The organism is Stenotrophomonas sp. YJH_SMC_46, from assembly GCF_059370315.1.
In genome coordinates this window covers 386,034-412,642 of record NZ_JCAFTO010000001.1, presented here as the reverse complement: position 1 = coordinate 412,642, position 26,609 = coordinate 386,034, and the positions used below count along the sequence as shown (strand labels likewise).

At 67.6% G+C, this 26,609-nt stretch carries 24 protein-coding genes; 16 read left to right on the top strand and 8 right to left on the bottom strand.

All coding sequences use genetic code 11. The features are described from left to right. Window positions 1-235 precede the first annotated feature (235 nt). The 4 genes from AC5P8C_RS01910 (at window position 236) to AC5P8C_RS01895 (ending at window position 4,530) form a co-directional block, all read left to right on the top strand. Window positions 236-2,599, top strand: coding sequence for a ribonucleoside-diphosphate reductase subunit alpha (locus AC5P8C_RS01910; protein ID WP_019659939.1), 2,364 nt, complete (start codon window positions 236-238; stop codon window positions 2,597-2,599). 99 nt (window positions 2,600-2,698) lie between these two features. After that, entirely contained in the window at window positions 2,699-3,739 is a 1,041-nt protein-coding gene (locus AC5P8C_RS01905; RefSeq protein ID WP_024957408.1) for a ribonucleotide-diphosphate reductase subunit beta, read from the top strand. A 25-nt stretch (window positions 3,740-3,764) separates the two neighbouring features. Next, entirely contained in the window at window positions 3,765-4,232 is a 468-nt protein-coding gene (locus AC5P8C_RS01900) for a flavodoxin (RefSeq protein WP_080112517.1), read from the top strand. Next, complete coding sequence (locus AC5P8C_RS01895) at window positions 4,204-4,530, top strand: thioredoxin family protein (RefSeq protein WP_019659936.1); 327 nt, start codon at window positions 4,204-4,206, stop codon at window positions 4,528-4,530. The genes AC5P8C_RS01900 and AC5P8C_RS01895 overlap by 29 nt, the downstream gene beginning before the upstream one ends. A 248-nt stretch (window positions 4,531-4,778) precedes the next feature. On the opposite strand, the gene AC5P8C_RS01890 is transcribed toward AC5P8C_RS01895, so the two are convergent. Further along, window positions 4,779-6,110, bottom strand: a complete 1,332-nt coding sequence (locus tag AC5P8C_RS01890; RefSeq protein ID WP_495218280.1) for an Nramp family divalent metal transporter — start codon at window positions 6,108-6,110, stop codon at window positions 4,779-4,781. 117 nt (window positions 6,111-6,227) lie between these two features. Between AC5P8C_RS01890 and mntR the strand changes: the two genes are divergently transcribed. Then, window positions 6,228-6,692: a manganese-binding transcriptional regulator MntR gene (mntR, locus tag AC5P8C_RS01885; RefSeq protein ID WP_019659934.1), complete on the top strand. Its 465-nt coding sequence runs from the start codon at window positions 6,228-6,230 to the stop codon at window positions 6,690-6,692. Window positions 6,693-6,803: 111 nt separating this feature from the next. On the opposite strand, the gene fabR is transcribed toward mntR, so the two are convergent. Then, the gene (fabR, locus tag AC5P8C_RS01880; protein WP_005409961.1) at window positions 6,804-7,460 is read right to left on the bottom strand and encodes an HTH-type transcriptional repressor FabR; all 657 of its coding nucleotides are present in this window, start codon (window positions 7,458-7,460) and stop codon (window positions 6,804-6,806) included. Window positions 7,461-7,552: 92 nt separating this feature from the next. Here fabR and AC5P8C_RS01875 point away from each other — a divergent pair, with 92 nt between their 5' ends. Together AC5P8C_RS01875 and AC5P8C_RS01870 are read left to right on the top strand one after the other, a co-directional pair. Next, the gene (locus AC5P8C_RS01875) at window positions 7,553-8,623 is read left to right on the top strand and encodes a ferredoxin reductase (protein WP_050563255.1); all 1,071 of its coding nucleotides are present in this window, start codon (window positions 7,553-7,555) and stop codon (window positions 8,621-8,623) included. Between the two features lie 11 nt (window positions 8,624-8,634). After that, complete coding sequence (locus tag AC5P8C_RS01870) at window positions 8,635-9,783, top strand: fatty acid desaturase family protein (protein WP_010485207.1); 1,149 nt, start codon at window positions 8,635-8,637, stop codon at window positions 9,781-9,783. Between the two features lie 5 nt (window positions 9,784-9,788). On the opposite strand, the gene AC5P8C_RS01865 is transcribed toward AC5P8C_RS01870, so the two are convergent. The 5 genes from AC5P8C_RS01865 to AC5P8C_RS01845 all read right to left on the bottom strand — a co-directional run bounded on the left by AC5P8C_RS01865 (window position 9,789) and on the right by AC5P8C_RS01845 (window position 13,854). Next, window positions 9,789-10,124, bottom strand: coding sequence for a tetratricopeptide repeat protein (locus AC5P8C_RS01865; RefSeq protein ID WP_019659932.1), 336 nt, complete (start codon window positions 10,122-10,124; stop codon window positions 9,789-9,791). Then, window positions 10,121-10,699 (bottom strand): flavin reductase family protein, encoded by a 579-nt coding sequence (locus tag AC5P8C_RS01860; RefSeq protein ID WP_019659931.1) that lies wholly within the window; start codon window positions 10,697-10,699, stop codon window positions 10,121-10,123. Before AC5P8C_RS01860 ends, AC5P8C_RS01865 begins: the two co-directional genes overlap by 4 nt. After that, the gene (locus tag AC5P8C_RS01855) at window positions 10,696-11,325 is read right to left on the bottom strand and encodes a superoxide dismutase (protein ID WP_019659930.1); all 630 of its coding nucleotides are present in this window, start codon (window positions 11,323-11,325) and stop codon (window positions 10,696-10,698) included. Before AC5P8C_RS01855 ends, AC5P8C_RS01860 begins: the two co-directional genes overlap by 4 nt. A gap of 439 nt (window positions 11,326-11,764) precedes the next feature. Then, window positions 11,765-13,285, bottom strand: a complete 1,521-nt coding sequence (locus AC5P8C_RS01850; RefSeq protein WP_495218279.1) for a thioredoxin family protein — start codon at window positions 13,283-13,285, stop codon at window positions 11,765-11,767. 119 nt (window positions 13,286-13,404) lie between these two features. Further along, the gene (locus AC5P8C_RS01845; RefSeq protein WP_010485217.1) at window positions 13,405-13,854 is read right to left on the bottom strand and encodes a GNAT family N-acetyltransferase; all 450 of its coding nucleotides are present in this window, start codon (window positions 13,852-13,854) and stop codon (window positions 13,405-13,407) included. Window positions 13,855-13,920: 66 nt separating this feature from the next. Here AC5P8C_RS01845 and AC5P8C_RS01840 point away from each other — a divergent pair, with 66 nt between their 5' ends. The 9 genes from AC5P8C_RS01840 to AC5P8C_RS01800 all read left to right on the top strand — a co-directional run bounded on the left by AC5P8C_RS01840 (window position 13,921) and on the right by AC5P8C_RS01800 (window position 25,008). Then, window positions 13,921-14,856: a TIGR03571 family LLM class oxidoreductase gene (locus tag AC5P8C_RS01840; RefSeq protein WP_495218278.1), complete on the top strand. Its 936-nt coding sequence runs from the start codon at window positions 13,921-13,923 to the stop codon at window positions 14,854-14,856. A 125-nt stretch (window positions 14,857-14,981) separates the two neighbouring features. Continuing rightward, window positions 14,982-15,293, top strand: coding sequence for a DUF3817 domain-containing protein (locus tag AC5P8C_RS01835; RefSeq protein ID WP_053443181.1), 312 nt, complete (start codon window positions 14,982-14,984; stop codon window positions 15,291-15,293). Window positions 15,294-15,447: 154 nt separating this feature from the next. Continuing rightward, window positions 15,448-16,644: an MFS transporter gene (locus AC5P8C_RS01830; RefSeq protein WP_241872694.1), complete on the top strand. Its 1,197-nt coding sequence runs from the start codon at window positions 15,448-15,450 to the stop codon at window positions 16,642-16,644. Beyond that, window positions 16,641-17,834: an isochorismate synthase gene (locus AC5P8C_RS01825; RefSeq protein ID WP_159360263.1), complete on the top strand. Its 1,194-nt coding sequence runs from the start codon at window positions 16,641-16,643 to the stop codon at window positions 17,832-17,834. The genes AC5P8C_RS01830 and AC5P8C_RS01825 overlap by 4 nt, the downstream gene beginning before the upstream one ends. After that, the gene (locus tag AC5P8C_RS01820) at window positions 17,831-19,483 is read left to right on the top strand and encodes a (2,3-dihydroxybenzoyl)adenylate synthase (RefSeq protein ID WP_495218277.1); all 1,653 of its coding nucleotides are present in this window, start codon (window positions 17,831-17,833) and stop codon (window positions 19,481-19,483) included. The genes AC5P8C_RS01825 and AC5P8C_RS01820 overlap by 4 nt, the downstream gene beginning before the upstream one ends. After that, the gene (locus AC5P8C_RS01815; protein WP_197654706.1) at window positions 19,483-20,115 is read left to right on the top strand and encodes an isochorismatase family protein; all 633 of its coding nucleotides are present in this window, start codon (window positions 19,483-19,485) and stop codon (window positions 20,113-20,115) included. Before AC5P8C_RS01820 ends, AC5P8C_RS01815 begins: the two co-directional genes overlap by 1 nt. Next, the gene (locus AC5P8C_RS01810) at window positions 20,115-20,372 is read left to right on the top strand and encodes a phosphopantetheine-binding protein (protein ID WP_046986169.1); all 258 of its coding nucleotides are present in this window, start codon (window positions 20,115-20,117) and stop codon (window positions 20,370-20,372) included. The genes AC5P8C_RS01815 and AC5P8C_RS01810 overlap by 1 nt, the downstream gene beginning before the upstream one ends. Beyond that, window positions 20,369-24,259, top strand: a complete 3,891-nt coding sequence (locus AC5P8C_RS01805) for an enterobactin synthase subunit F (RefSeq protein ID WP_423165916.1) — start codon at window positions 20,369-20,371, stop codon at window positions 24,257-24,259. Before AC5P8C_RS01810 ends, AC5P8C_RS01805 begins: the two co-directional genes overlap by 4 nt. Next, window positions 24,250-25,008 carry a 2,3-dihydro-2,3-dihydroxybenzoate dehydrogenase gene (locus AC5P8C_RS01800; protein WP_049480895.1) on the top strand — a complete coding sequence of 253 codons (759 nt, stop codon included), beginning with the start codon at window positions 24,250-24,252 and terminating at the stop codon, window positions 25,006-25,008. Before AC5P8C_RS01805 ends, AC5P8C_RS01800 begins: the two co-directional genes overlap by 10 nt. A 138-nt stretch (window positions 25,009-25,146) precedes the next feature. On the opposite strand, the gene AC5P8C_RS01795 is transcribed toward AC5P8C_RS01800, so the two are convergent. Further along, complete coding sequence (locus tag AC5P8C_RS01795; RefSeq protein WP_495218276.1) at window positions 25,147-26,604, bottom strand: esterase-like activity of phytase family protein; 1,458 nt, start codon at window positions 26,602-26,604, stop codon at window positions 25,147-25,149. Window positions 26,605-26,609 lie beyond the last annotated feature (5 nt).

Here is a 26,609-nt window from a genome sequence, read left to right as displayed (position 1 = left end):
TGCAGCAAACGTCCTGCGGCCCGCCCCTGATGGCTTGCCGTGTCGACGCGGCCGCCATCGTGCGGACGCAGGTCGCCCCCACGGCCCGGATACCGGCCGCAGGCGCAGGCAGATGCCGACGACCTACGTTCCCGTGCCCTGGCAATCCACCCGTTCGCCCCGTGCGCCGGTATCGCGTTCAGGGCCGCCATGGCATCGACCGCCAAAGCGCGTGCGAGCCTGGAGTTCCACCACCATGACCGACAGTACCTTCCGCGTGGCCGATCTGGCCGGCGCCGGCGACGCCTTGCGCGCCGGTGGCGAGCGCGTGCCGACCTGGATCACCAAGGAGGCCGGCAACCGCCGCCTGCCGTTCGAGGCCGAGCGCCTGCAGCGCAGCATCGACGCCGTGCATGCCGAGTTCCCGCAGCTGGACGTGAGCGACTATCGCCGCGTGGTGCAGGCGATGGTCGAGCGCAAACCGAGCATCAGCGCCGACGACCTGGTCGATCTGCTGATCCGCGAGGCCGAATCGCGGGTGGACCTGGTTGCACCCGAGTGGGAACAGTTTGCCGCGCGCATCTACCTGCGCCGCCTGTACAAGCGCGCCAGCCGCAACCGCTTCTACGACGTCGGCCTGAAGTACGGTTCGTATGTGGGCCTGCAGGAAAGCCTGGCTGACCGCGGCATCTACAGCAACGACATCCTGCGCTGCTATTCGAAGGAAGAGCTGCAGCAGGCCGGCGAGATGATCGACCCGGAGCGCGACCGCCTGTTCGCCTACAACGGCCTGTACCTGCTGGCCACGCGCTATCTGGCCAGCGACCGCAGCCGCGAGGTCTACGAACTGCCGCAGGAGCGCTGGCTGACCATCGCGCTGTACCTGATGCAGGAGGAAAAGCCGCGCGAACGCCGCATGCAGCTGGTCGGCGAGGCGTACTGGGCGCTGTCCAACCTGTACATGACCGTCGCCACACCGACCCTGGCCAATGCCGGCAAGGTGGGTGGGCAGCTGTCCAGCTGCTTCATCGACACGGTGGACGACAGCCTGCAGGGCATCTATGACTCCAACACCGATATCGCCCGCGTGTCCAAGCACGGTGGCGGCGTCGGCGCCTACCTGGGCTATGTGCGCAGCAGCGGCGCGCCGATACGGGGCGTGGCCAATTCCTCCGGCGGCGTGGTGCCGTGGATCAAGCAGCTCAACAACACCGCGGTGTCGGTCGACCAGCTTGGCCAGCGCAAGGGCGCGGTGGCGGTGTACCTGGACATCTGGCACCGCGATATCGAGGCCTTCCTGGATCTGCGCCTGAACAACGGCGACCAGCGCCTGCGCGCGCACGATGTGTTCACCTCGGTGTGCGTGCCCGACCTGTTCATGGAAGCGGTCGAGCGCCGCGCCGACTGGTACCTGTTCGACCCGCACGAGGTGAAGCAGGCCAAGGGCTGGTACCTGCAGGACTTCTACGATGAGACGCGCGGCGCGGGCAGCTTCCGCGACCGCTATGCCGAACTGGTGGCCGACGAGCGCATCAGCCGCCGCACGGTGAAGGCGATCGATCTGTTCAAGCGGATCATGCTCAGCCAGTTGGAGACCGGCAATCCGTTCCTGTTCTACCGCGACGAGGTCAACCGCCGGAACCCGAACAAGCACGCGGGCATGATCTATTCCAGCAACCTGTGCACCGAGATCCTGCAGAACATGAGCCCGACGCGGATGATCCAGGAGATCGTCAGCGGCGACCAGATCGTCACCACGCGCCGCGCCGGTGACTTCGTGGTCTGCAACCTGTCTTCGATCAACCTCGGCCGGGCAATCAGTGCGCCGGATGACCTGCTGGCCACCGATGTGCTGGAGCGCCTGATCCCGATCCAGGTGCGCATGCTCGACAACGTGATCGACCTCAATGCGTTGCCGGTGCCGCAGGCCACGATCACCAACCGCAAGTACCGCGCCATCGGCCTGGGCACGTTCGGTTGGCACCACCTGCTGGCGCAGCAGGCGATCCAGTGGGAGTCACCGGATGCCGAGGATTTGGCCGACCGTCTCTACGAGCGCATCAACTTCCTGACCATCCAGGCCAGCGCGCAGCTGGCGAAGGAGAAGGGCAGCTATCCGATGTTCACCGGCAGCGATTGGCACCACGGGCGTTACTTCCGTGACCGCGACTACACTGGCGCCGCATGGGACAGCCTGGCCCGCGAGGTCGCCACGCACGGCCTGCGCAACGGCTGGCTGCTGGCGGTGGCGCCGAACATGAGCACCGCGCAGATTGCAGGATCCACGGCCTCGATCGACCCGATCTACAGCGCGTTCTACTACGAGGAAAAGAAGGACTTCCGGCGGCCGGTGGCGGCGCCGGGCCTGTCGCTGGAAACCTGGCCGTACTACGAGAAGGGTGCCTACAAGGTCGACCAGTTCGCCAGCGTGCGCCAGAACGCCCGCCGCCAGCGCCATGTCGACCAGTCGATCAGTTTCAACCTGTACGTGCCCAGCACCATCCGCGCCAGCACGCTGCTGGAGCTGCACCTGAGCGCCTGGCGCGAAGGCCTGAAGACCACCTACTACGTGCGCTCCAACGACATCGACATCAGCGAATGCGAGTGGTGCGCCAGTTGACCATCCACGGTAGCGCCGGGCCACGCCCGGCGAGCGCATCGCGCGGCCGTCGCACATTCCGCCGGCCATGGCCCGGCGCTACCCCCTGCAGGTAACACCATGGCAACCCCCCTCGACCGCATCAAGATCCTCGAACCGCGCCATCCCAACCGCAGCACCGGCATCATCAACGGCCGTACCAGCGGCATCCTCAACTGGAACGATATCCCGTATCCGTCCTTCTATCGGGCCTACAAGGAGCTGTCGACCAACTTCTGGATTCCCGACGAGGTCGACATGAAGCTCGATGCGCGCCAGTACGGCGAGCTCAACGCACGTGAAAAGAACGCCTACGATTCGATCATCGGCCTGCTGGCCACGCTCGACTCACCGCAGACCCGTTTCATCTACAACGTCGCCGAGTACATCACCGACCCGGCCGCGCATGCCAATGCGGCGATCATCGGCCAGCAGGAAGTGATCCATAACGAGAGCTACAGCTACGTACTGGCCTCGATCACCGACCTGCCGAACCAGAACCGCATCTTCGAGATCGCCCGCACCCACCCGACCATCATCAAGCGCAATGCCCCGATCATGGGCGCGTATGACGACTTCATGCGCGAGAAGACCGCCGAGACCCTGCTCAAGTCGCTGATCCAGTCCTCGATCCTGGAAGGCATCAACTTCTATTCCGGTTTCGCCTACTTCTACAACATGGTGCGGCAGAACCGCATGAACGGCACCGGCAAGATCATCAGCTTCATCAATCGCGACGAGCTGGCCCATACCAAGTTCATCAGCGAGCTGATCCGCGCCATCATCGGTGAAAACCCCGAGCTGCAGACCAATGAGTTGACCGCCTATGTGCACCAGTCATTCGAACATGCCATCGAGCTTGAGACGCAGTGGTCGTCGGAGGTGCTGGATGGCATCGATGGCATCGACGTGGACGAGATGGTGCGCTACGTGAAGTACCGCGCCAACAAGATGGCCGGCATGCTCGGCATCGAGCGCCTGTACAGCGACACCACCGACAACGTGATGCCGTGGATCAAGGCCTACGCCGACAACTTCACCGAGACCAAGACCGACTTCTTCGAGATGCGCAATGCAAGTTACAAGAAGACCAACGTCGACAACGGCTTCGACGATCTCTGAGCCTGGCGCCGTGCTGAGCATCCTGATGGTGGTCGCCTCCTTGAGCGGCAACACCCGCGAACTCGGCCGGCAGATCGCCGAACGCTGCCGCGTTGCCGGTCATGCGGTGTACTGGCAGGAGGCCGACGACCTGCGCCAGGCACCGCCGCTGGCGGCCGATGAGGCCGACCTGGTGCTGCTGGGCTGCTGGACCGACAACGCCGGCCGCACGCCAGCGGAGATGAAGGCATGGGTGGCCGGCATCGCCGAGCGCGGCGAGCGGCCACGGCAGCTGGCGGTGTTCGGCACCGGCGAAACGCAGTGGGGGCAGGAGTACTACTGCGGCGCCGTGCACCGGCTGATCCGCTATTTCCGCAGCGACTATCCGCCGCTCGAGATCGAGCAGATGCCGCATGGCGAGCGTCACGCCGCAGCCATCGACGCCTGGACCGATACGGTCCTGGCCCACTACTGGAGCAACACGGATGCAGATCATCGACGCCACCACGCCTGAGCAGTTCCAGCAGCTGCTGGCCGAGCACCCGCGGGTGCTGGTGGATTTTCACAAGGACCACTGCCCGGGGTGCCGGATGCTGGAGATGTCGCTGCACCTGGTGGCCAACAGCGTCGCGGGGCAGGGCACCACGCTGCTGCGCGTGCAGCTGGAGGTGCTGGGCGAGGCGTTCTTCAGGGAACTGGGGCTGCGGCAGACGCCGACGCTGTCCCTGTTCCGTGATGGTGATGAACGCACGCGCCTCGCCGGGTTCCAGTCGCCGCAACAGATCGAGGCCGCGATCGCGCTGCATTTGTAGAGCCGAGCGCATGCTCGACTGCTCTCCGCACGATGCGAGAAGCCATCCACGCATGGCGTGGATCTACCACGGTCATATCGGTAGCGCCGGGCCACGCCTGGCAGCACTTCGCGCGCCTCACTTTTTGTAGAGCCGAGCCCATGCTCGGCTGCCGTTCGCGCGGTGAGCGATGAGTCGAGCATGGCTCGACTCTACAAGGGCATCCACGCATGGCGTGGATCTACCGGGGCAGGGTCCGTGCTTCGGCGTCAGGCTCCGCTGAAGGTATCCACCAGCAGCTTCACGTTCAGCACCACGATCACCAGCGCGATCACCCAGGCGATCGCGCCGAGCCAGCGCGGTGCCACCAGCGCACCCATCGTCACCTTGTCGGTCACGATCCGAACCAGGGGAATGATCGCGAACGGCAGCTGCATCGACAGCACCACCTGGCTCAGCACCAGCAGTTTCACCGCGCCCTGGTCGCCGAACAGCAGGATCACCACCACCACCGGAATGATCGCCAGCGCGCGCGTGATCAGCCGACGCAGCCACGGCGGCAGGCGCAGGTGCAGGAAGCCTTCCATCACGATCTGGCCGGCCAGCGTGGCGGTCACTGTCGAATTCAGGCCCGAGGCCAGCAAGGCAATCGCAAACAGTGTCGCCGCCGCGCCCACGCCCAGCATTGGCGCCAGCAGCTGGTGGGCCTGCTCGATGTCTTCCACGTCGAATCGGCCATTGGCATGGAACACCGCCGCTGCCAGGATCAGGATGCTGGCGTTGATGAACAGTGCCAGGGTCAGCGCGAGGGTGCTATCGGTAACCGCCCAGCGCAGCGCGCTGCGGCGGCCTTCGTCGGTACGCGGGTAGGCGCGGGTCTGCACGATGGACGAATGCAGGTAGAGATTGTGCGGCATCACCGTGGCACCGATGATGCCGATCGCGATGTACAGCGCGTGCGGATCGGTCACCACCCGCGCGCGCGGAATGAAGCCGCCCAGCACCGCCATCACTGACGGCGCAGCCATCGCGATCTGCACTACGAAGCAGGCGAAGATCACCATCAGCAGCGCGATCACGAAGGCTTCCAGCGCACGGAAGCCGCGGTTCATCAGCAGCAGAACCAGCAGCGTATCCAGCGCAGTGATGACCGCGCCCCAGAGCAGTGGCAGGTCGAACAGCAGCTTCAGCGCGATCGCGGTGCCGATCACCTCGGCCAGGTCGCAGGCGATGATCGCTGCCTCGCACAGCGCCCACAGCGCCAGGTTCACCGGCTTCGGGTACCTCGCGCGGCAGGCCTGCGCCAGGTCCATGCCGGTGGCGATACCCAGCCGTGCCGACAGCGCCTGCAGGATCACCGCCATCAGGTTGGAGATGAGGATGACCGACAGCAGCAGGTAGCCGAAGCGCGAACCACCGGCGAGGTCGGTGGCCCAGTTGCCCGGGTCCATGTAGCCGACCGAGATCATGTAGCCCGGGCCAAGGAAGGCCAGCAGGCGGAACCACCAGTGGCCCTTTTCGGGCACCGCGACCGAGGCGTTGAGCGCGCCCAGGCTGGCCGGGGTGGAGGCCGAAGGGTCGCGGGGCGCCAGAGTGTTCATGGATCCGAATATAGCCCGTGCTATAGTCATTAGCAATGTGAAACAATCGTCTTTGTCGTGTGACTGGTCCAGAATTCAGCTTCGACACCGCAGTACACCGGAAGGACAGGCGCAGGCGTGGGCAAGACCGACGATTCGACATCGCTGAAAAGCACCCCCTTGATCGAGGCTGAGCGCCAGGTCGAGAGCTTCCGGCAAGTGCGCGAAGCGCACCGGATGGAGCTGGTGGAGGACTATGTCGAGCTGATCTCGGACCTGCTGGCCGACGGCGGCGAGGCCCGCCAGGTCGACATCGCCACCCGCCTGGGCGTGGCCCAACCCACCGTGGCGAAGATGCTGCGGCGCCTGGCCCGCGATGGCTGGGTGGTGCAGCGGCCGTACCGCGGCGTGTTCCTGACCCCGGAAGGCGAAGCGCTGGCCCATGCCAGCCGCCAGCGGCACCAGACCGTGGAGCGTTTCCTGCTGGCGCTGGGCGTGGACCCTGATACGGCACGGCGTGATGCGGAGGGTATCGAGCACCATGTGAGCGAGCAGACGCTGGCGCTGTTCGAGGCGTTCGTGCGCAAGGCCGAGGGCGGCTGAGCAGACCGCTGGGGCCGGGCCCTGCAGGCCGGAGGTTGGAGGCCGCTGTGGGGAGGGAAACGGGTCAGAGCCCTTTCCGGCGGAAAGGGATCCGAGCCCCGGGGCCGATCGTCAGCCGCGACGGAACGCGGCGGGGGTGCGGGCGCCGACGATGATCATGCGGATCATCGTGGAGATCTGCTCGACCAGTTCCGGATCCTTCTCCGGCGGCAGGTCCATGGCGGTGGCGCCCATCGCGAACACCAGCCGGGTGATGGCCTTGGCCACCAGTTCCGGGGCATGCAGTACGGCGCCATCCAGTGCGGCCAGGCGCACCAGGTCGTGCTGCAGCTCTTCTTCGAAGTAGTGCAGCTCGCGCTCGACCGCGTGCTTGAAGTCGTCCGAGCCGACCGCGCCTTCGCGCAGCAGTACGTGCAGCAGCTTGTCGTCGGCGCGCAGCTGTTCCATGAAGGTCTCCACGGAAACGCGCACCACGCTGGTGGCGGTAGAGGTGGCGCGCTGGCGGGCCTCGCCGATGATGGTGCGCAGCGAACGGCCGGCCGCGTCGATCAGCGCCACGGCCAGTTCGTCCATGTCGCGGAACTGCCGGTAGAAGCTGTTCGGCGCAATGCCGGCCTCACGTGCCACTTCGCGCAGGCTGAGCGTGGACAGGCTGCGGTGTGGCCCGATCAGCTTCAGGGCGGCAGCCAGCAGATCCTCGCGGCTCACCGTACGGCGGGCCGGGCTGTTGGCATCTTCAGGCGTCGACAAGGCGGTGGCGGCGGCCATGGGGGTTCCGGTGGGGCGAGGCTGAATCATACCCAATCCGGTTCAATATACACATGTATACACAGGTGTATGTGCGCCCGTATAGTGCGCCCATGAGCGCTGTCGTCCGTCCGTCCCTGTTCTCTCCGTACCGCTGGGTCTCGCCGTCGCTGTTCGATTTCTGGGCGGGCCAGCTCAATCCCCTGTGGACCCTGCGCGAGCCGGTGGCCCGACTGGTCCGGCGCGAGCCGGCCGGCGAGGGCGCGGCGACCCTGGTCCTGCGCACCAACCGGCACTGGGCCGGCATGCGCGCCGGCCAGCACGTCACCCTGGGCGTCGAGATTGAGGGGCGCCTGTGGCAGCGCAGCTACAGCCCTACCGCACTGGGTCGGCGCGAGCTGGCGATCACCGTCAAGGCGATCGATGGCGGCCGGGTCAGCCAGCATCTGGTAAACCATGCACAACCGGGCGAACTGTTCCGCCTCGATGCCGCCTTCGGCGAGTTCCATATGCCGGCCGCGGCGCCGGTGCTGCTGCTGGCTGCCGGCAGTGGCATCACGCCGATGCGCAGCCTGTTGCGCGACGCCTGCCAGCGCCCGCTGGCAGCACCGGTGGACCTGTTCTATTGGGAGCGCACCGCCGCCCATCTGCAGTTCCGTGATGAACTGCAGGCGCTGGCCGCGGCCCATCCGAACCTGCGCGTGCATCTGCTGACCACCCGCGAGGGTGAGGCGCCGGCCGCGCGCATCGATACCCATGATCTGCAGGTGGCCGGCGATGACACGCCGCTGGCGCAGCGCCATGTGTTGGCCTGCGGTCCGGATGGCTTCGTTGCCGCTGCGCGTGAGCGCCTGGCGCACCAGGTGGCTGGCTTCCAGGCCGAAGCCTTCACCCCGCCGGCGCCACTGCGCGATGCCAGCAGCGAAGGCGAGGTGTCGCTGACGCTTGCGCGCAGTGGCCGCCAGCTGAGCGTGCCGCGAGGCCGCTCGCTGCTGGAAAGCCTGGAAGCGCATGGCATCAAGCCCAAGCACGGTTGCCGCATGGGCATCTGCAACACCTGTACCTGTGATCGCGTCAGTGGCGCCACCCGCCACCTTCGCACCGGCGACCTGCAGTCCGAATCGGCACAGCCGGTGCGGATCTGCGTGAGCGCACCGACCACCGACCTGACTCTGGATCTCTGAGGACGCCTGCCATGACCCGCGCTACCGACCGTGCCCTGAGCACCGCCGAGATGCATGCCTTCGGTGAGGAACTCGATGCGATCCGCGACCGTGTGATCGGCAGCCTCGGCGCCTCCGATACCCGCTACATCCGCCGTGTGGCTGCCGCCGTGCGATGGTTCGGCGTGGGTGGCCGTGGCCTGCTGTTCCTGGCAGCATTCTCGCCGCTGTTCTGGATGCCGCTGCTGTGGCCGGCCGCGATCACCGGCACGCTGCTGCTGGCGTTGTCGAAGATCCTGGAGAACATGGAGCTGGGCCACAACGTCATGCACGGCCAGTTCGACTGGACCGGCGACCCCAAGCTCAATGGCAACACCTACGAGTGGGATATCGTTGCCACCGCCGACAACTGGCGCAAGACCCACAATTTCCGCCACCACACCTATACCAACGTGCGTGGCATGGACGATGACATCGGCTACGGCCTGCTGCGCATCTTCCCGGAACAGCGCTGGAAGCCGTTCTACCTGCTGCAGCCGATCATCGCGCCGATCTTCGCGCTGCTGTTCCAGTGGGGCGTGGCCGCGCAGGACCTGCGACTGGGCCGTTGGCTGAAGGGCCGCATCAGTGGCCGTGCGATGTGGATGCAGACCCGCCCGGTGGCGCGGAAAATGGCTCGCCAGGTGCTGAAGGACTACGTGTTCTTCCCGCTGCTGGCCGGCCCGTTCTTCCTCACCGTGATGCTGGGCAACATGGTGGCCAACGGCCTGCGCAACATCTGGACCTACGTGATCATCTTCTGCGGCCACTTCACCGCAGAGTCGGAAACCTTCCCGAAGGAATGCCTGCGCAATGAATCGCGCGGCCACTGGTACCTGCGCCAGCTGCGCGGTTCGTCCAACATCAGCGGTGGCTTCCTGATCAACGTGCTGTCGGGCAACCTCAGCCACCAGATCGAGCACCACTTCTACCCGGATCTGCCGGCCAACCGCTATGCGGCCATCGCCAAGGAAGTGAAGGACATCTGCCGCCGCTACGGCCAGCACTACAACAACGGCTCGCTGCCGCGTCAGTTCGGCCAGGTGGTCTGGCGCATCCTGCGTCACGCGTTCCCGAGCAAGCCGCGCCGCCTGCCGATGCCGGACATCATGTCCGCACCGGCATCGGCCAACGCGGGCTGATCGACTCAGCCCGCTTTCGCCAGGGCCGCCTGTTCGCGGTCCAGGCGACGCAGGAACACCTGCATTTCCTTGCGTGCCTGCTGGTCGCCCTTACTGCCGGCCACGCTCAAGCCGCGCTGCCATGCTTCGCGCGCCGCCTGCGGCTGGCCACTGGCCAGCCAGGCTTTGCCCAGCAGCTTCCACGCCGCGGAATACTGCGGATCAAGCACCACGCACCGGCCCAGATGGGTGGCCGCGCGCACCGGGTTGCCCGCATCCAGCCAACCCTTGCCCAGGCCGAAGCGCAGCAGCGCGCCGTCCTTGCCGTTGGCAAGCATGCATTCCAGGGCTTCGATGTTCATCCGCGCACCTCCACCAGCAGTTCGGTGCGGCCGGGCTGGAAGCGGCCACGATGGAACAGCAGCGGCGCGCCGCCGTTCTCGTGCACTTCGATGATGCGGCCAGCCAGCAGCAGATGATCACCCACCGGCCACTGTGCGTGGCGGGTACAGGTGAGGTGGGCGACCGCACCGGCGATGCGTGGTGGGGCATCCTCGTCATCATCCAGCAATGCCAGGCCGTCGAAGCGGTTGCGGACCTGCGGATCGGCAAAGCGCCGGGCCAGCGCTTCCTGGTCGGCCGCCAGCACGCTGATCGCAAAGCGGGTGGCGCGCTGGAAGGTGGACAGGCTCTGCGCATGCAACGCCAGGTTCCACAGCACCAGTGGCGGCTGCAATGACACCGGCACGAACGAATTGATGGTCAGGCCGATGGGTTTGCCCTGCGCATCGCGGGTGCAGACGATGGCCACGCCGGTAGGAAAGTGGCCGAGCAGCCGCCGCAGGGCCCGCGGCGGCATCTCGACCGACGGCACCGGGGCCGGGGAGGGGAAGACCCCCGCCCACGGCCCGGCGTATGGCAGTGTCTCGCCGCTCATGAGGCCCTGGCCTGGCGGTAGCGCCGGCCGACCTCGGCCCAGTTGATGATGTTGAAGAACGCACCGATGTAGTCCGGGCGACGGTTCTGGTAGTGCAGGTAGTAGGCGTGTTCCCAGACATCCAGTGCGAGGATCGGGGTGTTGCCGGACAGGCCCACGGCCGCACCCATCAGCGGGCTGTCCTGGTTGGCGCTGCTTTCCACCTGCAGGCGGCCATCGCGATCGCTGGTCAGCCAGGCCCAGCCGCTGCCGAAGCGGGTCTGCGCCGCCTTGGTGAAGGCCTCCTTGAAAGCATCGAAACCGCCGAGGTCACGGTCGATGGCGGCGGCCAGTTCGTCATCGGGTGCACCACCGTTGGTGCTGAGCACGGTCCAGAACAGGCTGTGGTTGGCGTGGCCGCCGCCGTTGTTGCGGATGGCGCCGCGCTGCGCCTCGGGCACGGCATCGAGGTTGGCGATCATCGCCTCGACCGGCTGCTCGGCGATGCCGGCCTGCTCGATGGCGGCGTTGAGGTTGTTGACGTAGGCCTGGTGGTGCTTGCTGTGGTGGATCTCCATCGTGCGCGCATCGAAATGCGGCTCAAGGGCGTCGTAGGCGTAGGGGAGCGGGGGAAGCGAGTACGACATCGAAGCAATCTCCGTGGGGAAGGCCAGAGGGCTGGCCGTGGGGAGACTGTTATCGCACCTCAACATTGGTTGAGGTCAAGGGGCGGGATTGAGGTGCGTGCGCGTTCATCGCTTTGATTCTTCCTGCAGGACAGCACGAGCGAAATGGTAGTGCCGGCCGCTGGCCGGCATGCCGGCAAGGTCGGGTTGCCGGCCAGCGGCCGGCACTACCAGAACCCGCTTTTCGAACCTCACCGGCGCGCTGAAGTGCTGCCCGCGCTCGCAGGAAACGGTCCGGTGGCGGGGGGGAGGGGCTGGCCGGGACCGTTGGCGCCATGGATGGCGCCATCGAGCCCCCAAGGATGGGTTTACGGCGTGTCCCGGCCAGCCCCTCCCCCCGCCACAACCGGTATCAACAAAGGCGCCGGCAGGCGAACCAGCCGCCAGCGCCTTCATCAACTCAACTCAACCAATCCTTGCAGGCGCCATCCACCTGCTCCCCGCACGCCTGCTGCATCCGCTGCTGCAACCGCGCCAGCGTCTCCGCGCCCTGGTGCTTGCCGCTCCACGCCTTCAACTGCCCGGCCAGGCGCTCGAAGCGTTGGCGGGTGCGCTGGTGGTAGCCCGACGGCTGTGCCTCCAGCTCGGCGATCAGCGAGGCGGTCGCCTGCTCGATGCGTGGTGCATCGTTCGGTGCCAGCTTCAGCAGGCCTTCCACGTACAGCACGCCCCACTGCACGCGGGTGGCCGGGCCCTGCGCACCGTCGTAGGCACGCTTCAACCACTCCAGCGCACCGGCGGTGTCGCCGCGCTGCTCGGCCAGTTCGGCCAGCTCGGGCATGTAGTAGTACGGCTGTTCGCTGCGCTTCAGTTCCGCCAGCAACAGCGACTCGGCGCCTGCGTCGTCGCCGACCTGGCGTAGTGCGTAGACCGCGCTGCTGATCGTGGCCTGGCGCGCATGCGCATCGGTGGCGGCAGCGTCGGCAGCAGCCACGCGCTGCTTGACCCGATCAACCAGGGCCGCGGGCAATGCGCCCTTCGGCTGCTGCAGGCGGGCCAGCGACACTTCGGTCAACGCACGCGACAATGCGTCGTCGGCGCGGTCGCCGCGCTCGGCGTCTGCCCGCTCCAATGCCACCAGCAGCTGCTGTCCCAGCGTGTTGCTGGTGGCCGGCCCGGCACTGGCCTGCTTGACCAGCTGCACGCCTGCATAGCCCAGCAACTCACGGTTGCGGCGGACTTCGGCGGGCTGCGCCAGCACGGCCTGCAGCAGCTCGCGTACTTCGGTGGGCGAGGCATCGGGCTTTTCGGCCGTTGCCGAGGCCAGCAGAGCGAAGCGGCGCTGCAGGGCAGCGTCGGGTGCGGCCTTGGACAACTGGCGCAGCACATCCTCGCTGCTGCGCTCGCCGGCCAGGCGGTTGGCGTCCACTTCCCAGCCGTAGTCGCCCAGCACCTGCCAGTCTTCTGCGGCCAGTCGGTCCGGCGTTGCCAACGCGGTGGCCAAGGTGGCGGCAACAGCACTGCGGCGGCCTGCGGCGACGGTCAGTGCCCGGGTCAGTTCGGTTGCATCATTGCCGCCGGCCACGCGGGTGATTTCGTTGCGCTGTGGGTCCAGCACGATCAGGGTCGGATAGCCGCGTACGCCGAAGCGCTCACCCCAGGCTTGCGCACCTTCCTCGTCGCCATCCAGGTAGACGGGAACGAATTTGCTGGTCAGCGCGATGAAGGCCGGGTCCTTGAACAGGCCCGCCTTGAGCTGGTTGCACGGTGGGCACCAGACGGCGCCCCAGTACAGCAGCACCGGCTTGCCGCTGTCGGCGGCCTCGGCGAAGGCATCATCGACATCGCCCTGGCGCCAGGCGATTGCCTTGGCCGGCGCGGGCACCTCGGCGGAGTTGGCGATGGAAACCGGGGCCGGGGTGCAGGCGCTCAGCGCCGAAGCCAGCAGCAACATAGAAAGCGCGACGCGCATCGGCAGCATCTCGAAGGGCAGGGTGACAGGCCATTGTAGGAACGGCCGGGGAGCCTGCTGATTCAGTTTGCTTATGACGGGCGTGCCGCAGGGCATGACGCCCGCCGGGTATTGGCCGGCGGATGCCTTCAGGCCGCTGCCCGCACCATCTGCTGATACACCAGCCCATTGAACTCGCCGACGTCGCCGTCCAGCACGAAGCCATAGCGCAGGTAGGTTGGCACTGCATTGAGTGAGGCGCGCACGGTCAGGACCGGCTCGCGCACCTGCGGGAGCACCGCGTCGAACAAAGCATGGCCGATGCCCTGGCCCTGGTAGCCGGGATCGACGAACAGCATCGCCAGGTGCCGGCCTTCCTTCAGTTCGATCACGCCGACGACGCGGCCGTCCTGCTCGGCCACCAGGATGTGGTTGTCGCCGTGCAGGCGCGCGCCGAACGCTTCGGCCGCGGCGACGCTGCCGAAGGTGGCGATGCCGGCCGCGCTGAGCGAAGGTGCGACCGCCGCAGTGAAGGCAGCCAGGCACACCGTGCTGATCGCGGGCAGGTCATCGACGTGGGCAGGGCGGATCGTCGGCATGCAGTGTTCTTCCGGTGGTGGGCGGCGCGTCATTGTTGCCGCAGGCCTTCACGCTAAGCTGGCGGCATGAGTGATTTCAATCCCGCGTACGCTGCCTTGTTTCCGCAGCAGGGTCTGAGCCTGGGCCTGATGACGCCCGTGGCGTCGCATGGGTTGGCCGATCCACGTGAGGCGCGACGTATCGCGCGACTGGCCGATGACCTGGGCTTTGCCGCGTTGTGGACGCGCGATGTGCCGCTGATGGTGCCGCAGGGTCCGGACGCGACAACGAGCGCGTTGGACGACCCGTTCCTGTGGCTGAGCATGCTGGCTGCGGCGACCGAGCGGATCGTGGTTGGCAGCGCGGCCATTGTGCTGCCGTTGCGCCAGCCGCTGCAGGTGGCGAAGTCGGCCTTGAGCCTGGACCGGATCAGCGGCGGACGCTTCGTACTGGGTCTGGGTTCGGGTGACCGCCCGGAAGAATTCGCCGCCTTCGGCGAGGATCTGGAGGGCAGGGCGGCGACGTTCCGTCAACGCTGGGCATTGTTGCGCGCGGCGCTGTCACCGGAGGCCGATGAGCGGACCGCCGTACTGCAGGTGACCGGTGGCTTCGACGTGCTGCCGGCCCCGGCCACGCGCATTCCGATGCTGGTGGTGGGTACCGCGCGGCAGAGCCTGCAGTGGATCGCGCGCGAGGCCGAAGGCTGGGCCACCTATCACCGCGAGGAGGCCGCTCAGGAAGGACGCATCGGGCTGTGGCAACAGGCACTGGTGCAGCGCGGTGGGCCACGCAAGCCATTCGTGCAGTCGATGCTTCTGGATCTGCAGGCAGATCCGCAGGCGCCAGCCGAGCCGCTGCCGCTGGGCCTGAAGGTCGGCCGCGATGGCCTGCGTGATTACCTGCTGCGCGTGCATGCGCAGGGCGTGGCGCATGTGACGTTCAACCTGGTCGACAACGGGCGACCGATGGACGCGGTACTGCGCGAGATCGGGGAGCACGTTCTGCCGCATAGGCTCCGGTAGGTGTCCACCTTGGTGGACACGTTCAAGCGGTCGAGCACGGCTCGACTCTACATGGGGTTCGCATCTGCGTATCATTCGCATTTGATACCCCGATGCCGGAGCCCCGTGTGACCCAACGTTCCCCCATGCACCCGACCGGACGCCTGTTCGCCGCGGTCGCTTTCATCGAGGCTGTGACCTGGGCCGGCCTGCTCATCGGCATGTGGATGAAGTACGGCCCCATGGCCAACGTAGCGCTGGTGAAGCTGTTCGGGCCCCTGCACGGCGTGGCCTTCCTGGCCTATGTGGCGGTTACCCTGTTTGCGGCGGTGCGCCTGCGCTGGCCGTGGTGGGCCAGTGCCTTGGCGCTGCTGGCGGCAATCCCGCCGCTGGTGACGCTGCCGCTGGAGTGGTGGTTCAAGCGCCGTGGCCTGCTGGGCCTCCGTGCGATGCGCTGAACCCACTGTTGCATGCCCATTCAAGAGAATGGGTATCAAATGCAAATACGAGCCGTTATCATTTGAGAGTGGCATCCGGTTCTGAGTGGGGCGGGTGCCGGGCGGGGCGTGCAGACGCGCCCGGCCAATCCTTTCCTGTTACGGCTGGTGTTCCATGCACGCACGTCCCGTCGTTCCCGGCTTGCCGGCGCTGGTGTTGGCTGCCCTGATCGGCACCATGGCGATGATGTCCTTCGTCGCCGTGATCGGCCCGGTGGTCCGCATGCTTGGCCTGTCCGAGTGGCATGCCGGGCTATCGGTCACCGCTGCAGGCGTGCTGTGGATGCTGGCCGCGCGCCCCTGGGGCCAGCTCAGCGACCGCATCGGACGCAAGCGCGTACTGATGCTGGCGATGAGTGCCTACACCGTGGTCTACATCGCGCTGGCGGTGTTCATCGACGTCGCCCTGCAGGCAGTGCCGCCGGTGCTGGTGTCAGTGCTGGTGCTGGTCGGCGCGCGTGGCCTGATCGGCCTGTTCTACGCGGCTGTGCCTCCTACCGCAGCCGCGCTGATCGCCGACAAAGCACCCACCGGACAGCGTGCAAAATTCCTCGCCCGCCTGGGCAGTGCCAACGCGCTGGGCATGGTGCTCGGCCCGGCCGCCGCGGGCTGGCTGGCCTATACGAATCTGTCGCTGGCGCTGTACGTGGCCGCGCTGCTGCCGTTGCTGGCACTGGCATTGCTGGCCTGGCGGCTGCCGGCTACACCGCCCGTGGTGGGCGCGTCCGCACAGCGCCGCACGCCGATGAGCCGCCTCGACGCGCGCCTGTGCCTGCCGCAGCTGGCAGCGTTCATCGCCATGGTCTCGGTGACTATCGCGCAGGTCACGGTCGGCTTCTTCGCAATTGATCGCCTGGGTCTGGATGCGGCGACCGGCGCGCGCATGGCCGGCATTGCACTCACAGCGGTCGGCGTCGGCCTGATCCTGGCGCAGGCGCTGGTGATGAAGCTGGAGGTGCATCCACGTCGCTGGATCGTCCTCGGCGCTCTCATTTCCGGCATCGGCTTCACTTCGGTGGCGGGCGCGCAGCAGGCCTGGCAATTGCCTGCGGCGTATGCGCTGGCTGCGTTCGGCATGGGCTTCGTATTCCCCTCGTTCCAGGCGCTGGCCGCCGATGCGGTAGAGGCGCACGAGCAGGGCGCCGCCGCAGGCACCGTGGCGGCCGCGCAAGGGCTGGGCATGGTGGCCGGGCCGATGCTCGGCACGCTGTTGTATCGCGGCGGGCCAAGCCTGCCTTACCTGCTGGTGGGCGCGCTGCTGCTGTTGCTGTGCGCGCTGGCCGCAGTGCATCGGATGAAGGAGACCCCATGAACGATTCCCTGATGCAGGGCGCGTGGCCGGAGGCTGCGCCAGCACCACAGGAGAGCACCGACGACGCGTCGCTGTTCCTGCTGCGGCATGCCGGCCAGCACGTGCACGCCCGCGGTTGCCGCGCCACGTTGCCAGCCGGTGCACTGGCGACGTTGGCAGAACGCGTTTCGGAGTTCTTTGCCCAGCAGCGTGGCGGCCCGGGCCTGCTGGTTGGCGCGGTGCCGTTCGAGCCGCGTGCCGACGATGCGCTGTACCAGCCCGAGCGCCTGCTGCCGGCGCTGGCACTGCAGCCGCAGGCCGCACCGCCGCTGGACGGCGCCCTGCGGGCCGAACCTGTACCGCAGGACTATGCCGCTGCAGTCGCTGCGGCAGTGCAGGCCTTGCGTGCGCCCGAGCAGAACCTGCATAAGGTGGTGCTGGCGCGCAGCCTGCTGGCACGCACCCGCCAGGCGCTTTCTCCGGACGTGCTGCTGGCACGCCTGGGCGCGGATCCGTCGGTGGCGACCTACGCGGTGCCGCTTCCGGTGGAGCTGGGCCAGGCACCGGCATGGCTGGTCGGTGCGACGCCGGAGCTGCTGCTGCGCAAGCGCGGCGCCGAACTGTTGTCGCATCCGTTGGCGGGTTCCGCGCGGCGCAGTGCCGATGCCGCCGAGGACGAGCGTGCGGCGCAGGCGCTGCTGGCCTCGACCAAGGACCACGACGAGCACCGCCACGTGGTCGAAGCCATCGTCGAAGGCCTGGCACCGTACTGCAGCCACATCGATGCACAGCCGCGCCCGGTGCTGCATGCCACCGCCAGCATGTGGCACCTCGGCACCCGCATCCACGCCACCCTGAAGGATCCGCAGACATCGGCGGCCGAGCTGTTGGCACAGCTGCATCCCACGCCGGCGGTCTGCGGTACGCCGCGGTTGGCGGCGCTGCAGCGCATCCGCGAGCTGGAACCTGTACCGCGTGGCTTCTATGCCGGCGCCGTGGGTTGGTTGGACGCGCAGGGTGACGGCGACTGGTACGTGGCGATCCGCTGCGCGCGCCTGCAGGGCACGCAACTGCGCCTGTATGCCGGTGCCGGCATCGTCGCCGAGTCGCGCCCCGAGGCCGAGGTGGCTGAAACCGCAGCGAAGTTTGCTGCCCTGTTGAACGCGCTGGGTGTCCATGAATCCGCGCCCGCCATCGAGCCTGCCGCATGAATGCTTCCGTTGAATCCTCCCGCCTGCCACTGCAGCAGGTGTGGCCCGACGCGCTGGTGGCGCGCTATCGCGAGGCCGGTCACTGGCGTGGCGAGACCTTCCCGGCGTTCCTGCGCGACCGTGCAGAACGCTATGCCGATGACATCGCGGTGGTCGCCGGTGACGTCCGCCTGAGCTATGCACAGCTGTGGCACGAGGCCGGGCGGATCGGCGCCGGCCTGTTGGCGCTGGGCCTGCAGCCAGGGGGGCGGGTGCTGGTGCAGCTGGGCAACACGGCAGGCTTCATCACCACGGTCTGTGGCCTGTTCCGTGCCGGGCTGGTCCCGGTGTACGCGTTGCCGGCGCACCGCATCACCGAGCTGGTGCACTTCGCCAGCAAGGCCGAAGCCAGTGCCTACATCACCACGGCAGTGCACGACGGCTTCGATCACCGCGGGCTGGCGCGGGCGCTGCAGGCCGAGGTCCCGGCGGTTCGCCATGTGGTGATCGACGGCGATGCGGCGGAGTTCGTCGCGCTGGAGGCGCTGCAGGGCGATCGCAGCCAGCTGCTGGTCGATCCGGACCCGCAATCGGTAGCGTTCCTGCAGATTTCCGGAGGCAGCACCGGGCTGTCCAAGCTGATTCCGCGTACCCACGACGACTACATCTACTCGTTCCGCGCCAGCAATGACCTCTGCGGCATCGACCGCGACAGCGTCTACCTGGTCGCGCTGCCGGCTGCGCACAACTTCCCGATGAGCTCGCCCGGCTTCTTCGGCGCGCTGTACGCCGGTGCCCGCGTGGTGCTCAGCCCCGGCCCCGGACCGGATGCGGCCTTCCCGCTGATCGCACGGGAGCGGGTGACCTGCTGTGGCCTGGTGCCGCCGCTGGCGTTGCTGTGGGCGCAGGCCGCCGCCACCAGCAGGCATGACCTGTCCAGCCTGCAGGTACTGCAGGTGGGCGGCGCCAAGCTGGTGCCGGAAGCCGCGCGGCGGGTGATCGACGGCCTCGGCTGTACCTTGCAGCAGGTATTCGGCATGGCCGAAGGGCTGGTGAACTACACCCGCCTGGATGATCCGGAAGAACTGATCGTGGCCTGCCAGGGGCGACCGATCAGTCCGGATGATGAAGTGCGCGTGGTCGATGACCATGACCAGCCGGTGGCCGAGGGCGAGGTGGGGCATCTACTCACCCGTGGCCCGTACACCATCCGTGGCTACCACAACGATGCGGTGGCCAATGCGCGCTCGTTCACCGACGACGGCTTCTATCGCACCGGCGACCGTGTGCAGCAGCTGCCCGGTGGCTATCTGGTGGTACAGGGCCGTGCGGGTGACCACATCAACCGCGCTGGCGAGAAGATCTCCGCTGAGGAGATCGAGGACCACCTGCTGGCGCACCCGGGTGTGTTCGACGCCGCCGTGGTCTCCATTCCCGATGAGTATCTGGGCGAGCGCAGCTGTGCGTTCGTGATCGCGCAGGGCGAACCGTTCAAGGCCCCGGCACTGAAGGCCTGGATGCGCGGGCGCGGCCTGGCGGCGTTCAAGGTGCCCGACCAGGTCGTGTTCGTCGACAGTTTCGATACCACTGCGGTCGGCAAGATCAGCCGCCGCGAACTGCGCGCGCAATTGCGTGCGCGTCATCTGCAACAGACAGGAGGAACGCGCTGATGGCGCTGCCCCGTATTACCGACTATCCCTTGCCGACCGCCGCCGAACTGCCGCAGGCGCGTGGCCCGTGGCGCCCGCAGCGCGATCGTGTGGCTTTGCTGGTGCACGACATGCAGCGCTACTTCCTGGCGGCATTCGACGCCGGCAGCACGCCCTTGCGGCCGGCGGTGGACAACATCGCACGGCTGCTGGCTCATTGCCGCGCGCACGGCATTCCGGTGTTCTACACCGCCCAGCATGGCGACCAGGACCGCCGTGACCGTGGCCTGCAGGCCGACCTGTGGGGACCGGGCATGCGCCGCAGCGCCGACCACGAACCGATCATCGAGGCGCTGGCACCGCAGCCAGGCGAGCACGTGCTGGTGAAGCACCGCTACAGCGCCTTCCAGCGCAGCAACCTGGAGACGCTGATGCGGGTACGTGGGCGCGACCAGCTGCTGGTGACCGGCGTGTACGCCCATATCGGCTGTACCGCGACCGTGGTCGAGGCCTTCCAGCGTGACATCGAGGCCTTCATCGCCGCTGACGCGGTGGCGGACTTCTCGCGTGCCGATCACGATCAGGCGCTGCACTGGATCGCACGCACCAGCGGGGTGCCGATGACCACCGACCAGCTGCTGGAGGTGCTGTGATGGCTGCCACGGGTGAGGTGCTGGATCTGGAGCGGATGCGTGCCGATGTGGCGCGCGTGCTGGAGTGCACACCGGCAGAGATCGGTGACGACGACAACCTGATCGACCTGGACCTGGATTCGATGCGCATGCTCGGCCTGGTCCTGGCCTGGGGCAACACCGGCCTGCCGCTGGAGTTCTCGCAGTTGGCCGAACACACCACGCTGCGCCAGTGGTGGAACGTGGTGCAGACGCTGCAGGCCGCGCAGAACGCATGAACGCCGCCGCGCTGGCCACGCCGGTGGCATTGACCGAGGCCCAGGCGGGACTGTGGTTCGCACAGCGGCTGGCACCGGACAACCCGTCATTCAATACCGCGCACGCGGTGTGGATCGATGGCCCGCTGGACGTGGCCGCGTTCGTCGCAGCGGCAGACCAGGCTGCAGGCGAGGCCCAGGCCTTAGCACTGCGCTTTGCCGAAGGGGCCGATGGCCAGCCGCTGCAGTGGCATGACCCCGCACACGTGCCGTTGCTTTCGGTGCGTGATGTGTCCACCGAGACGGATCCCGCCGCTGCGGCACGCAACCTGATGCACGCCGACCGTCTGAGCCCGGTCGATCCCACCCGCGACCGGATCAGTCAGCAGGTGCTGCTTGAGCTGGGCGGGCAGCGCTGGGTCTGGTACCTGCGCGTGCATCACCTGGCGGCCGACGGATACGGCATGGCGCTGTTCACTGATCGCGTGTGCGCGTTGTATGCCGGTCGTACCGGTGAGCCACTGCCGGGGCTGACTGGCGTGCTGGCCGATGATGCCGCCTATCGTGCCGACCCGCGCCGCACGCAGGCCGGGCAGTGGTGGCGCGAGCACATGCAGGGGGCACCGGCGGGCGTCGGCCTGGCCGGTACGCTCGCGGCCAGTGACGACGCGCTGCGCTGGGTGCAGCCGCTCGATGCGGCATTCCGTGAGCAGTTGCTGCAGGCATCGGTACGTTGGTTGCAGCCCTGGCCGGACGTGCTGGCCGCGTTGTCGGCCGAATACCTGCGGCGGATAAGCGCGGCCGATGAAGTGGTGCTGGGCGTGCCCTACATGGGCCGGCTCGGCAATGCGTCGGCACGGGTACCGGCGATGGTGATGAATGTGTTGCCGCTGCGCGTGGCCGCCGGCGAGGGCAGCGTCGAAACCTTTACCCGCAGCCTGGGCCGGCAGCTCAGCCAGGGCCGCAAGCACGGCCGCTACCGCGGCGAGCAACTGCGCCGGGACTTGGGCCTGGTCGGCGCGCAGCAGCGCCTGCACGGCCCCCTGGTGAATGTGCAGCCGTTCTACAAGCCGCTGGCGCTGACGGGCGTGCAGGCGACGCTGGAGGTGCTCTGCACCGGGCCGGTGGATGATCTGACGCTGGGCTTCCGTGGCGATGGCCAGGCGCTGCTGGATCTGGAGATCGAGGCCAATCCCGCGCTGTACAGTCGCGAGGATGTCGAGGCGCACGCGGCGCGGTTGCTGCATTTTGTGTCGGCGGCACTGCAGGCTGACGATATCGCAGCCGTACCTCTGGCGACGACCGACGAGGTGCAGCAGGTGCTGCACGGTTTCAATGCCACCGCGCACGCGCTTCCTGAGACCACACTGGTTGAATTGCTGCAGCAGGGCATGGATCGGGATCCGCACACTCCAGCGCTGGTGTTCGGCGACACTACGCTGGACTACGTAACGCTGGAAGCGCGCAGTTTCGCGCTGGCGGCACAGCTGCGGGCGATGGATGTCGGCCCGGGCAGCGTGGTGGCGGTGGCATTGCCGCGCTCGCTGGAGCTGGTGATCGCGCTGCTGGCGGTGCTGCGTGCCGGAGCCGCCTACCTGCCGTTGGACCTTGCTCATCCGGACGAGCGCCTGGCGCGTATTCTCGCCTCGGCACAGCCGGTGTGCGTTCTGGCTGCGGCGGACGTGGCGGCACGCATGGCCGGCGTGCCAGTGCTTGCGCCGGAGCAGTGGACTGCGCTGAGTTTTGCCGCACCGTGGGCCGATCCGGCACCTGACGATGCGGCCTACGTGATCTATACCTCCGGCTCGACTGGCGAGCCCAAGGGCGTGGTCATCGAACACCGTGCCATCGTCAACCGCCTGCTGTGGATGCGCGAGCACTACGACATCCGCGCCGATGACCGCGTGCTGCAGAAGACCCCGGCCACCTTCGACGTCTCGGTCTGGGAGTTCTTCCTGCCGCTGCTGTGCGGGGCCACGCTGGTGGTCGCCGGGCCGGACGCGCATCGCGATCCCACTGAACTGGCGCGGCTGATCCGCGAGCATGGCATCACCACGGCGCATTTCGTGCCATCGATGTTGGATGCCTTCCTCGCTGCACCGGCCTCCGAAGGGCTGCAGCTGCGACGGGTGTTCACCAGTGGCGAGGCGCTGGATGCTTCGTCCCGCGACCGCTTCCACGCGCGTGTGCACGCCGAGCTGCACAACCTGTATGGCCCGACCGAAGCTGCGGTGGATGTCAGCTACTGGCCGGCGTCGGCGCAGGATCGTTCGCGGCCGGTGCCGATCGGGTTCCCGGTCTGGAACACCCGCCTGTACGTGCTGGACGCCCGGATGCAGCCGGTGCCGGTGGGCGTGCCCGGTGACCTGTACCTGGGTGGCGTCCAGCTGGCGCGTGGCTATCTCGGTCGCGATGATCTGACCACCGAGCGCTTCCTTGCCGATCCCTTCCTGACGGGCGAGCGCATCTACCGCACCGGCGACGTAGCACGCTGGCGCCGCGATGGTGCGGTCGAGTATCTCGGCCGCAGCGACCACCAGGTGAAACTGCGCGGCCTGCGCATCGAACTGGGCGAGATCGAGGCGGCACTGCGCGAACTGCCTGGCGTGGAGCGCGTGGAAGTGCTGCTGCGCCAGGACGCGCCCGGCGATGCCCGGCTGGTGGCCTATGTGCCAACCGCGCTTGCCGATGCCGTAATGCTGCGCAGCCACCTGGCCACGCGCGTGCCGGACTATATGGTGCCCTCGGCGTTTGTCGGCGTGGACCACTGGCCGGTGACCGCCAACGGCAAGCTCGACCGCAACGCGTTGCCGAAGCCACCGCAACTTGAAGTTGCCGGCTTGGCGCCGCGCACGCCGTTGGAACAGGAGCTGGCGTTGTTGTTCGCCCAGGCGCTTGGGCGTGAGGCGCCGGTGGCAGTGGATGCAGATTTCTTCAGTCTCGGCGGTGATTCGCTGTCGGCGGTGCACCTGCTGCTGGCGATCGAGCAGCGCTGGCGCTGCGATCTGGGTCTGGGTGCCTTGTTTGCGCAGCCCACCGTGGCCGCGCTGGCGGTTCGTATTGCCGAGCCTCCCGGGCTGGCCGATCACGCACTGGGGCCGGTGATCGCATTGGCCGCAACCGACGCCGCCGGGCCCACGCCGCTGTTCGTGCTGCATCCGGCCGGGGGGATCGCCTGGAACTACCGCACCCTGGCCCGGGCACTGCAGCCGGCACGCCCGGTGTACGGCCTGCAGTCGCCGGCACTGGACGCCCGGCAGCCGCTGCCGAGCAGCATCGAGGCGATGGCCAACGACTACGTGCAGCGCGTGGTCGCACTACAGCCGAAGGGGCCAGTGCATCTGCTGGGGTGGTCGGTAGGTGGCATCCTCGCCCAGGCGATGGCGGTGCGCCTGCATGAAATCGGCCGCGACGTCGGCGAGCTGGTGCTGCTGGACGCGTATCCCAGCGAGTGCTGGCGGGCCGAACCGGAACCCGATCCCATCGCTGCATTGCGGGCATTGCTGGCGATTGCCGGCCACGATCCGGATGCGCATCCGGAACTCGACAGCCGTGAACGCATTCTGGGGTTCCTGCGCCGTGGCGGCAGTGCACTCGGCAGCCTGCCGGATGTGGTGCTCGATGGCGTGGTGCGCGCGGTGACCGGCACCAATCGACTGATCCGCGAACATATTCATCAACCGTTCGACGGCACGCTGGTGCACGTCCGTGCTGGTCGGGATCATCAGGCGCGGCCACAGCTGCAATCGACGTTGTGGCGGACCCACGCGCGCAGGGTGCAGGCGCTGGAACTGCCGTTCCTGCACGCCGAACTGACCGGCCGCGATGCGGTGGCGCAGCTGGCGCCGTGGTTGTCGGCGCGGCTGCGCCACTGGGATGAGCAACAGGAGATCGCAACATGCAGTTGACCGGTTTCGACGGCCGCGTGGCGTTGGTTACGGGTGCATCCGGCGGCATCGGCGAGGCGTTGGTACGGCTGTTGGCCGAGGCCGGCTGCACGGTGGTGGCGACCGATCGCGAGACGCCGCGCGTGGCCGATACCCGGGTGAAGTCGCTCGCACTCGATGTAACCGACAGCGCCGCCGTGGACGCCTTGGTGGATCAGGTCGAGTCCAGCATCGGGCCGATCATGCTGGCCGCCAGCGTGGCCGGCGTACTGCATGTGGGCGGCGTCACCGGGACCACCGACGACGACTGGCGCCGGGTGTTTGCAGTCAATGCCGATGGCGTGTTCCATGTCGGAAGGGCGTTGGCGCGGGTGATGTCACCGCGTCGGCAGGGCGCGATCGTTACCGTCAGCTCGAATGCGGCCGGTGTACCAAGGCACGGCATGGCGGCCTATGCGGCCTCCAAGGCCGCCGCCACGATGTTTTCTCGCTGCCTCGGGCTGGAACTGGCGCCGCTGGGCATCCGCTGCAACATCGTTGCCCCGGGTTCAACACTGACCCCGATGCAGACCGGCATGTGGCTGGACGAGCATGGTGCCGAGCGGGTGATCGCCGGCAACCTTGAAACCTACAAGGCCGGCATTCCGCTGCGCAAGCTGGCCACCCCGGAGGACATCGCGCACTCGGTGATGTTCCTGCTCTCCGAACAGGCCGGGCATGTGGCGATGAGCGACCTGTATGTGGACGGCGGCGCCACCCTGCGTGGGTGAGCTTTTGTAGAGCCGAACCCATGCTCGGCTGTTCCTTCAGAGATACGGATGCCTGAAGGAAAAGCAGCCGAGCATGGGCTCGGCCCTACAACAAACAGCGGGTTGATCCGGTAGCGGCGGGCCAAGCCCGGCGACGATTCAAGGCAGGGTCAGGCGGTACACCAGCACGCGGTTGTCGTTGTCGTACGGGCTGTCGCAGGCCTGGCCCTGCATGCGGCAGTGGCGGGCGATGAAGTCGTTGTCGTTGCCGATCAGCAGCAGTACGTCGTTCGGGTGCTGCGGGTCCAGCGCCGGCAGCACGTCCATGGCTTCCCACTTCTCTGACAGCAGTCCGGCATGTGGGCCGCGCTTTGTGTCCAGGTCCAGCCCGGCACGGGCCAACTGCGGGCGGTCCAGCAGGTTCAGCAGTTCGTCGCTGCGTGCTGGCATGATCTCCGGCTTCAGCGCGGTGTCGGTCGGGTCGGCCAGAACCGAGGCCGTGCCGGTTTCATAAGCACTTTCGGCCAGGTTGGTGGCATCGGCCACATCGACCAGCAGCACCGACTTGTAGACGATCGGGTCGTCGCCGTCCTTGCCCAGCCCGTTTCCGTCGCGGGCCAGCAGCAGAAAGCGATGGGCGTCCAGCGCGCGCAGCTCGCTCTGCGCCGCGGTTCGGTCCAGCTTGCCCTTGCCGTCGTGCGCGTAGGCAGGCAAAGCCATCACGTAATGGCCGATCGGCTGCTGTGGCGTTGGCGAGGCCGTCACGTCGTAGACCAGCACGCGGGTGTTGATGCGGCCCGCCGCGTTGCCCTGCGCGCTGTCCTGCAGCGTCGCGCTCTGCAGGGCGACGAACAGGCGGCTGCCGTCGGGTGACAGGCCCATGCCTTCCACGCCCTGGTTGTTGCGTCGGCCGGTCTGCGGTGGCGCCAGCGAACCGAACGCCGGCTTGCCGTCGCGCTGCGGACGGATCGCGGGCGGTGCCACGATCACACCCTGCACCTGGCCCTGCGCATCGAAGTAGTAGACGTTGGCGGTGTACTCGTCGCCGATATAGAAGTGGCCATCTGCGGTGAACTGTAGTGACTCAGCATCCAGCGAGACCTTGCCCGCACCGGCGCCGCTGGCCGGCGAAGGCAGCACCACCTGGCGCTGGGTGACCGTGTGGTCGCCCGGGTCGGCACCGGTGAACGGCTGCCCGTTGAAATCCTTCAGTACCACGCCCTTGTCAGGCGCCATCGTCAGCGTGCCAAGCTCGGGCTTGCCCGGGGAAACGTCGATGCGCAGCTGCATGCGCTCGACGCGGCCGTTGTAGTCGTAGAACAGGCCAGCCCCGGGATCGTTGCGGCCGCGGTCGGGCAGGGTCCACAACACGCCTTCGTAGCCGTTGGCAGTGCGCTTCCAGGTGCCGGGCTGCACCGCCAGCGACGAGAACGATCCCAGCGTGTCGCCAAGGAAGTCCACCGTGCCCGCCGACAGCCGCCCGGCGGCGACCAGGCCTTTGTCCACATAGCTGCGACCGCCCAGCTGCAGGGTACGCGGCGCTGCGCCCGTTGCCTCATGCGGAGTGGAGTATCCGCTGGCGGAGAGAGTGGCCAGCAGCAGGGCGGTCGTGAGCATCGGTG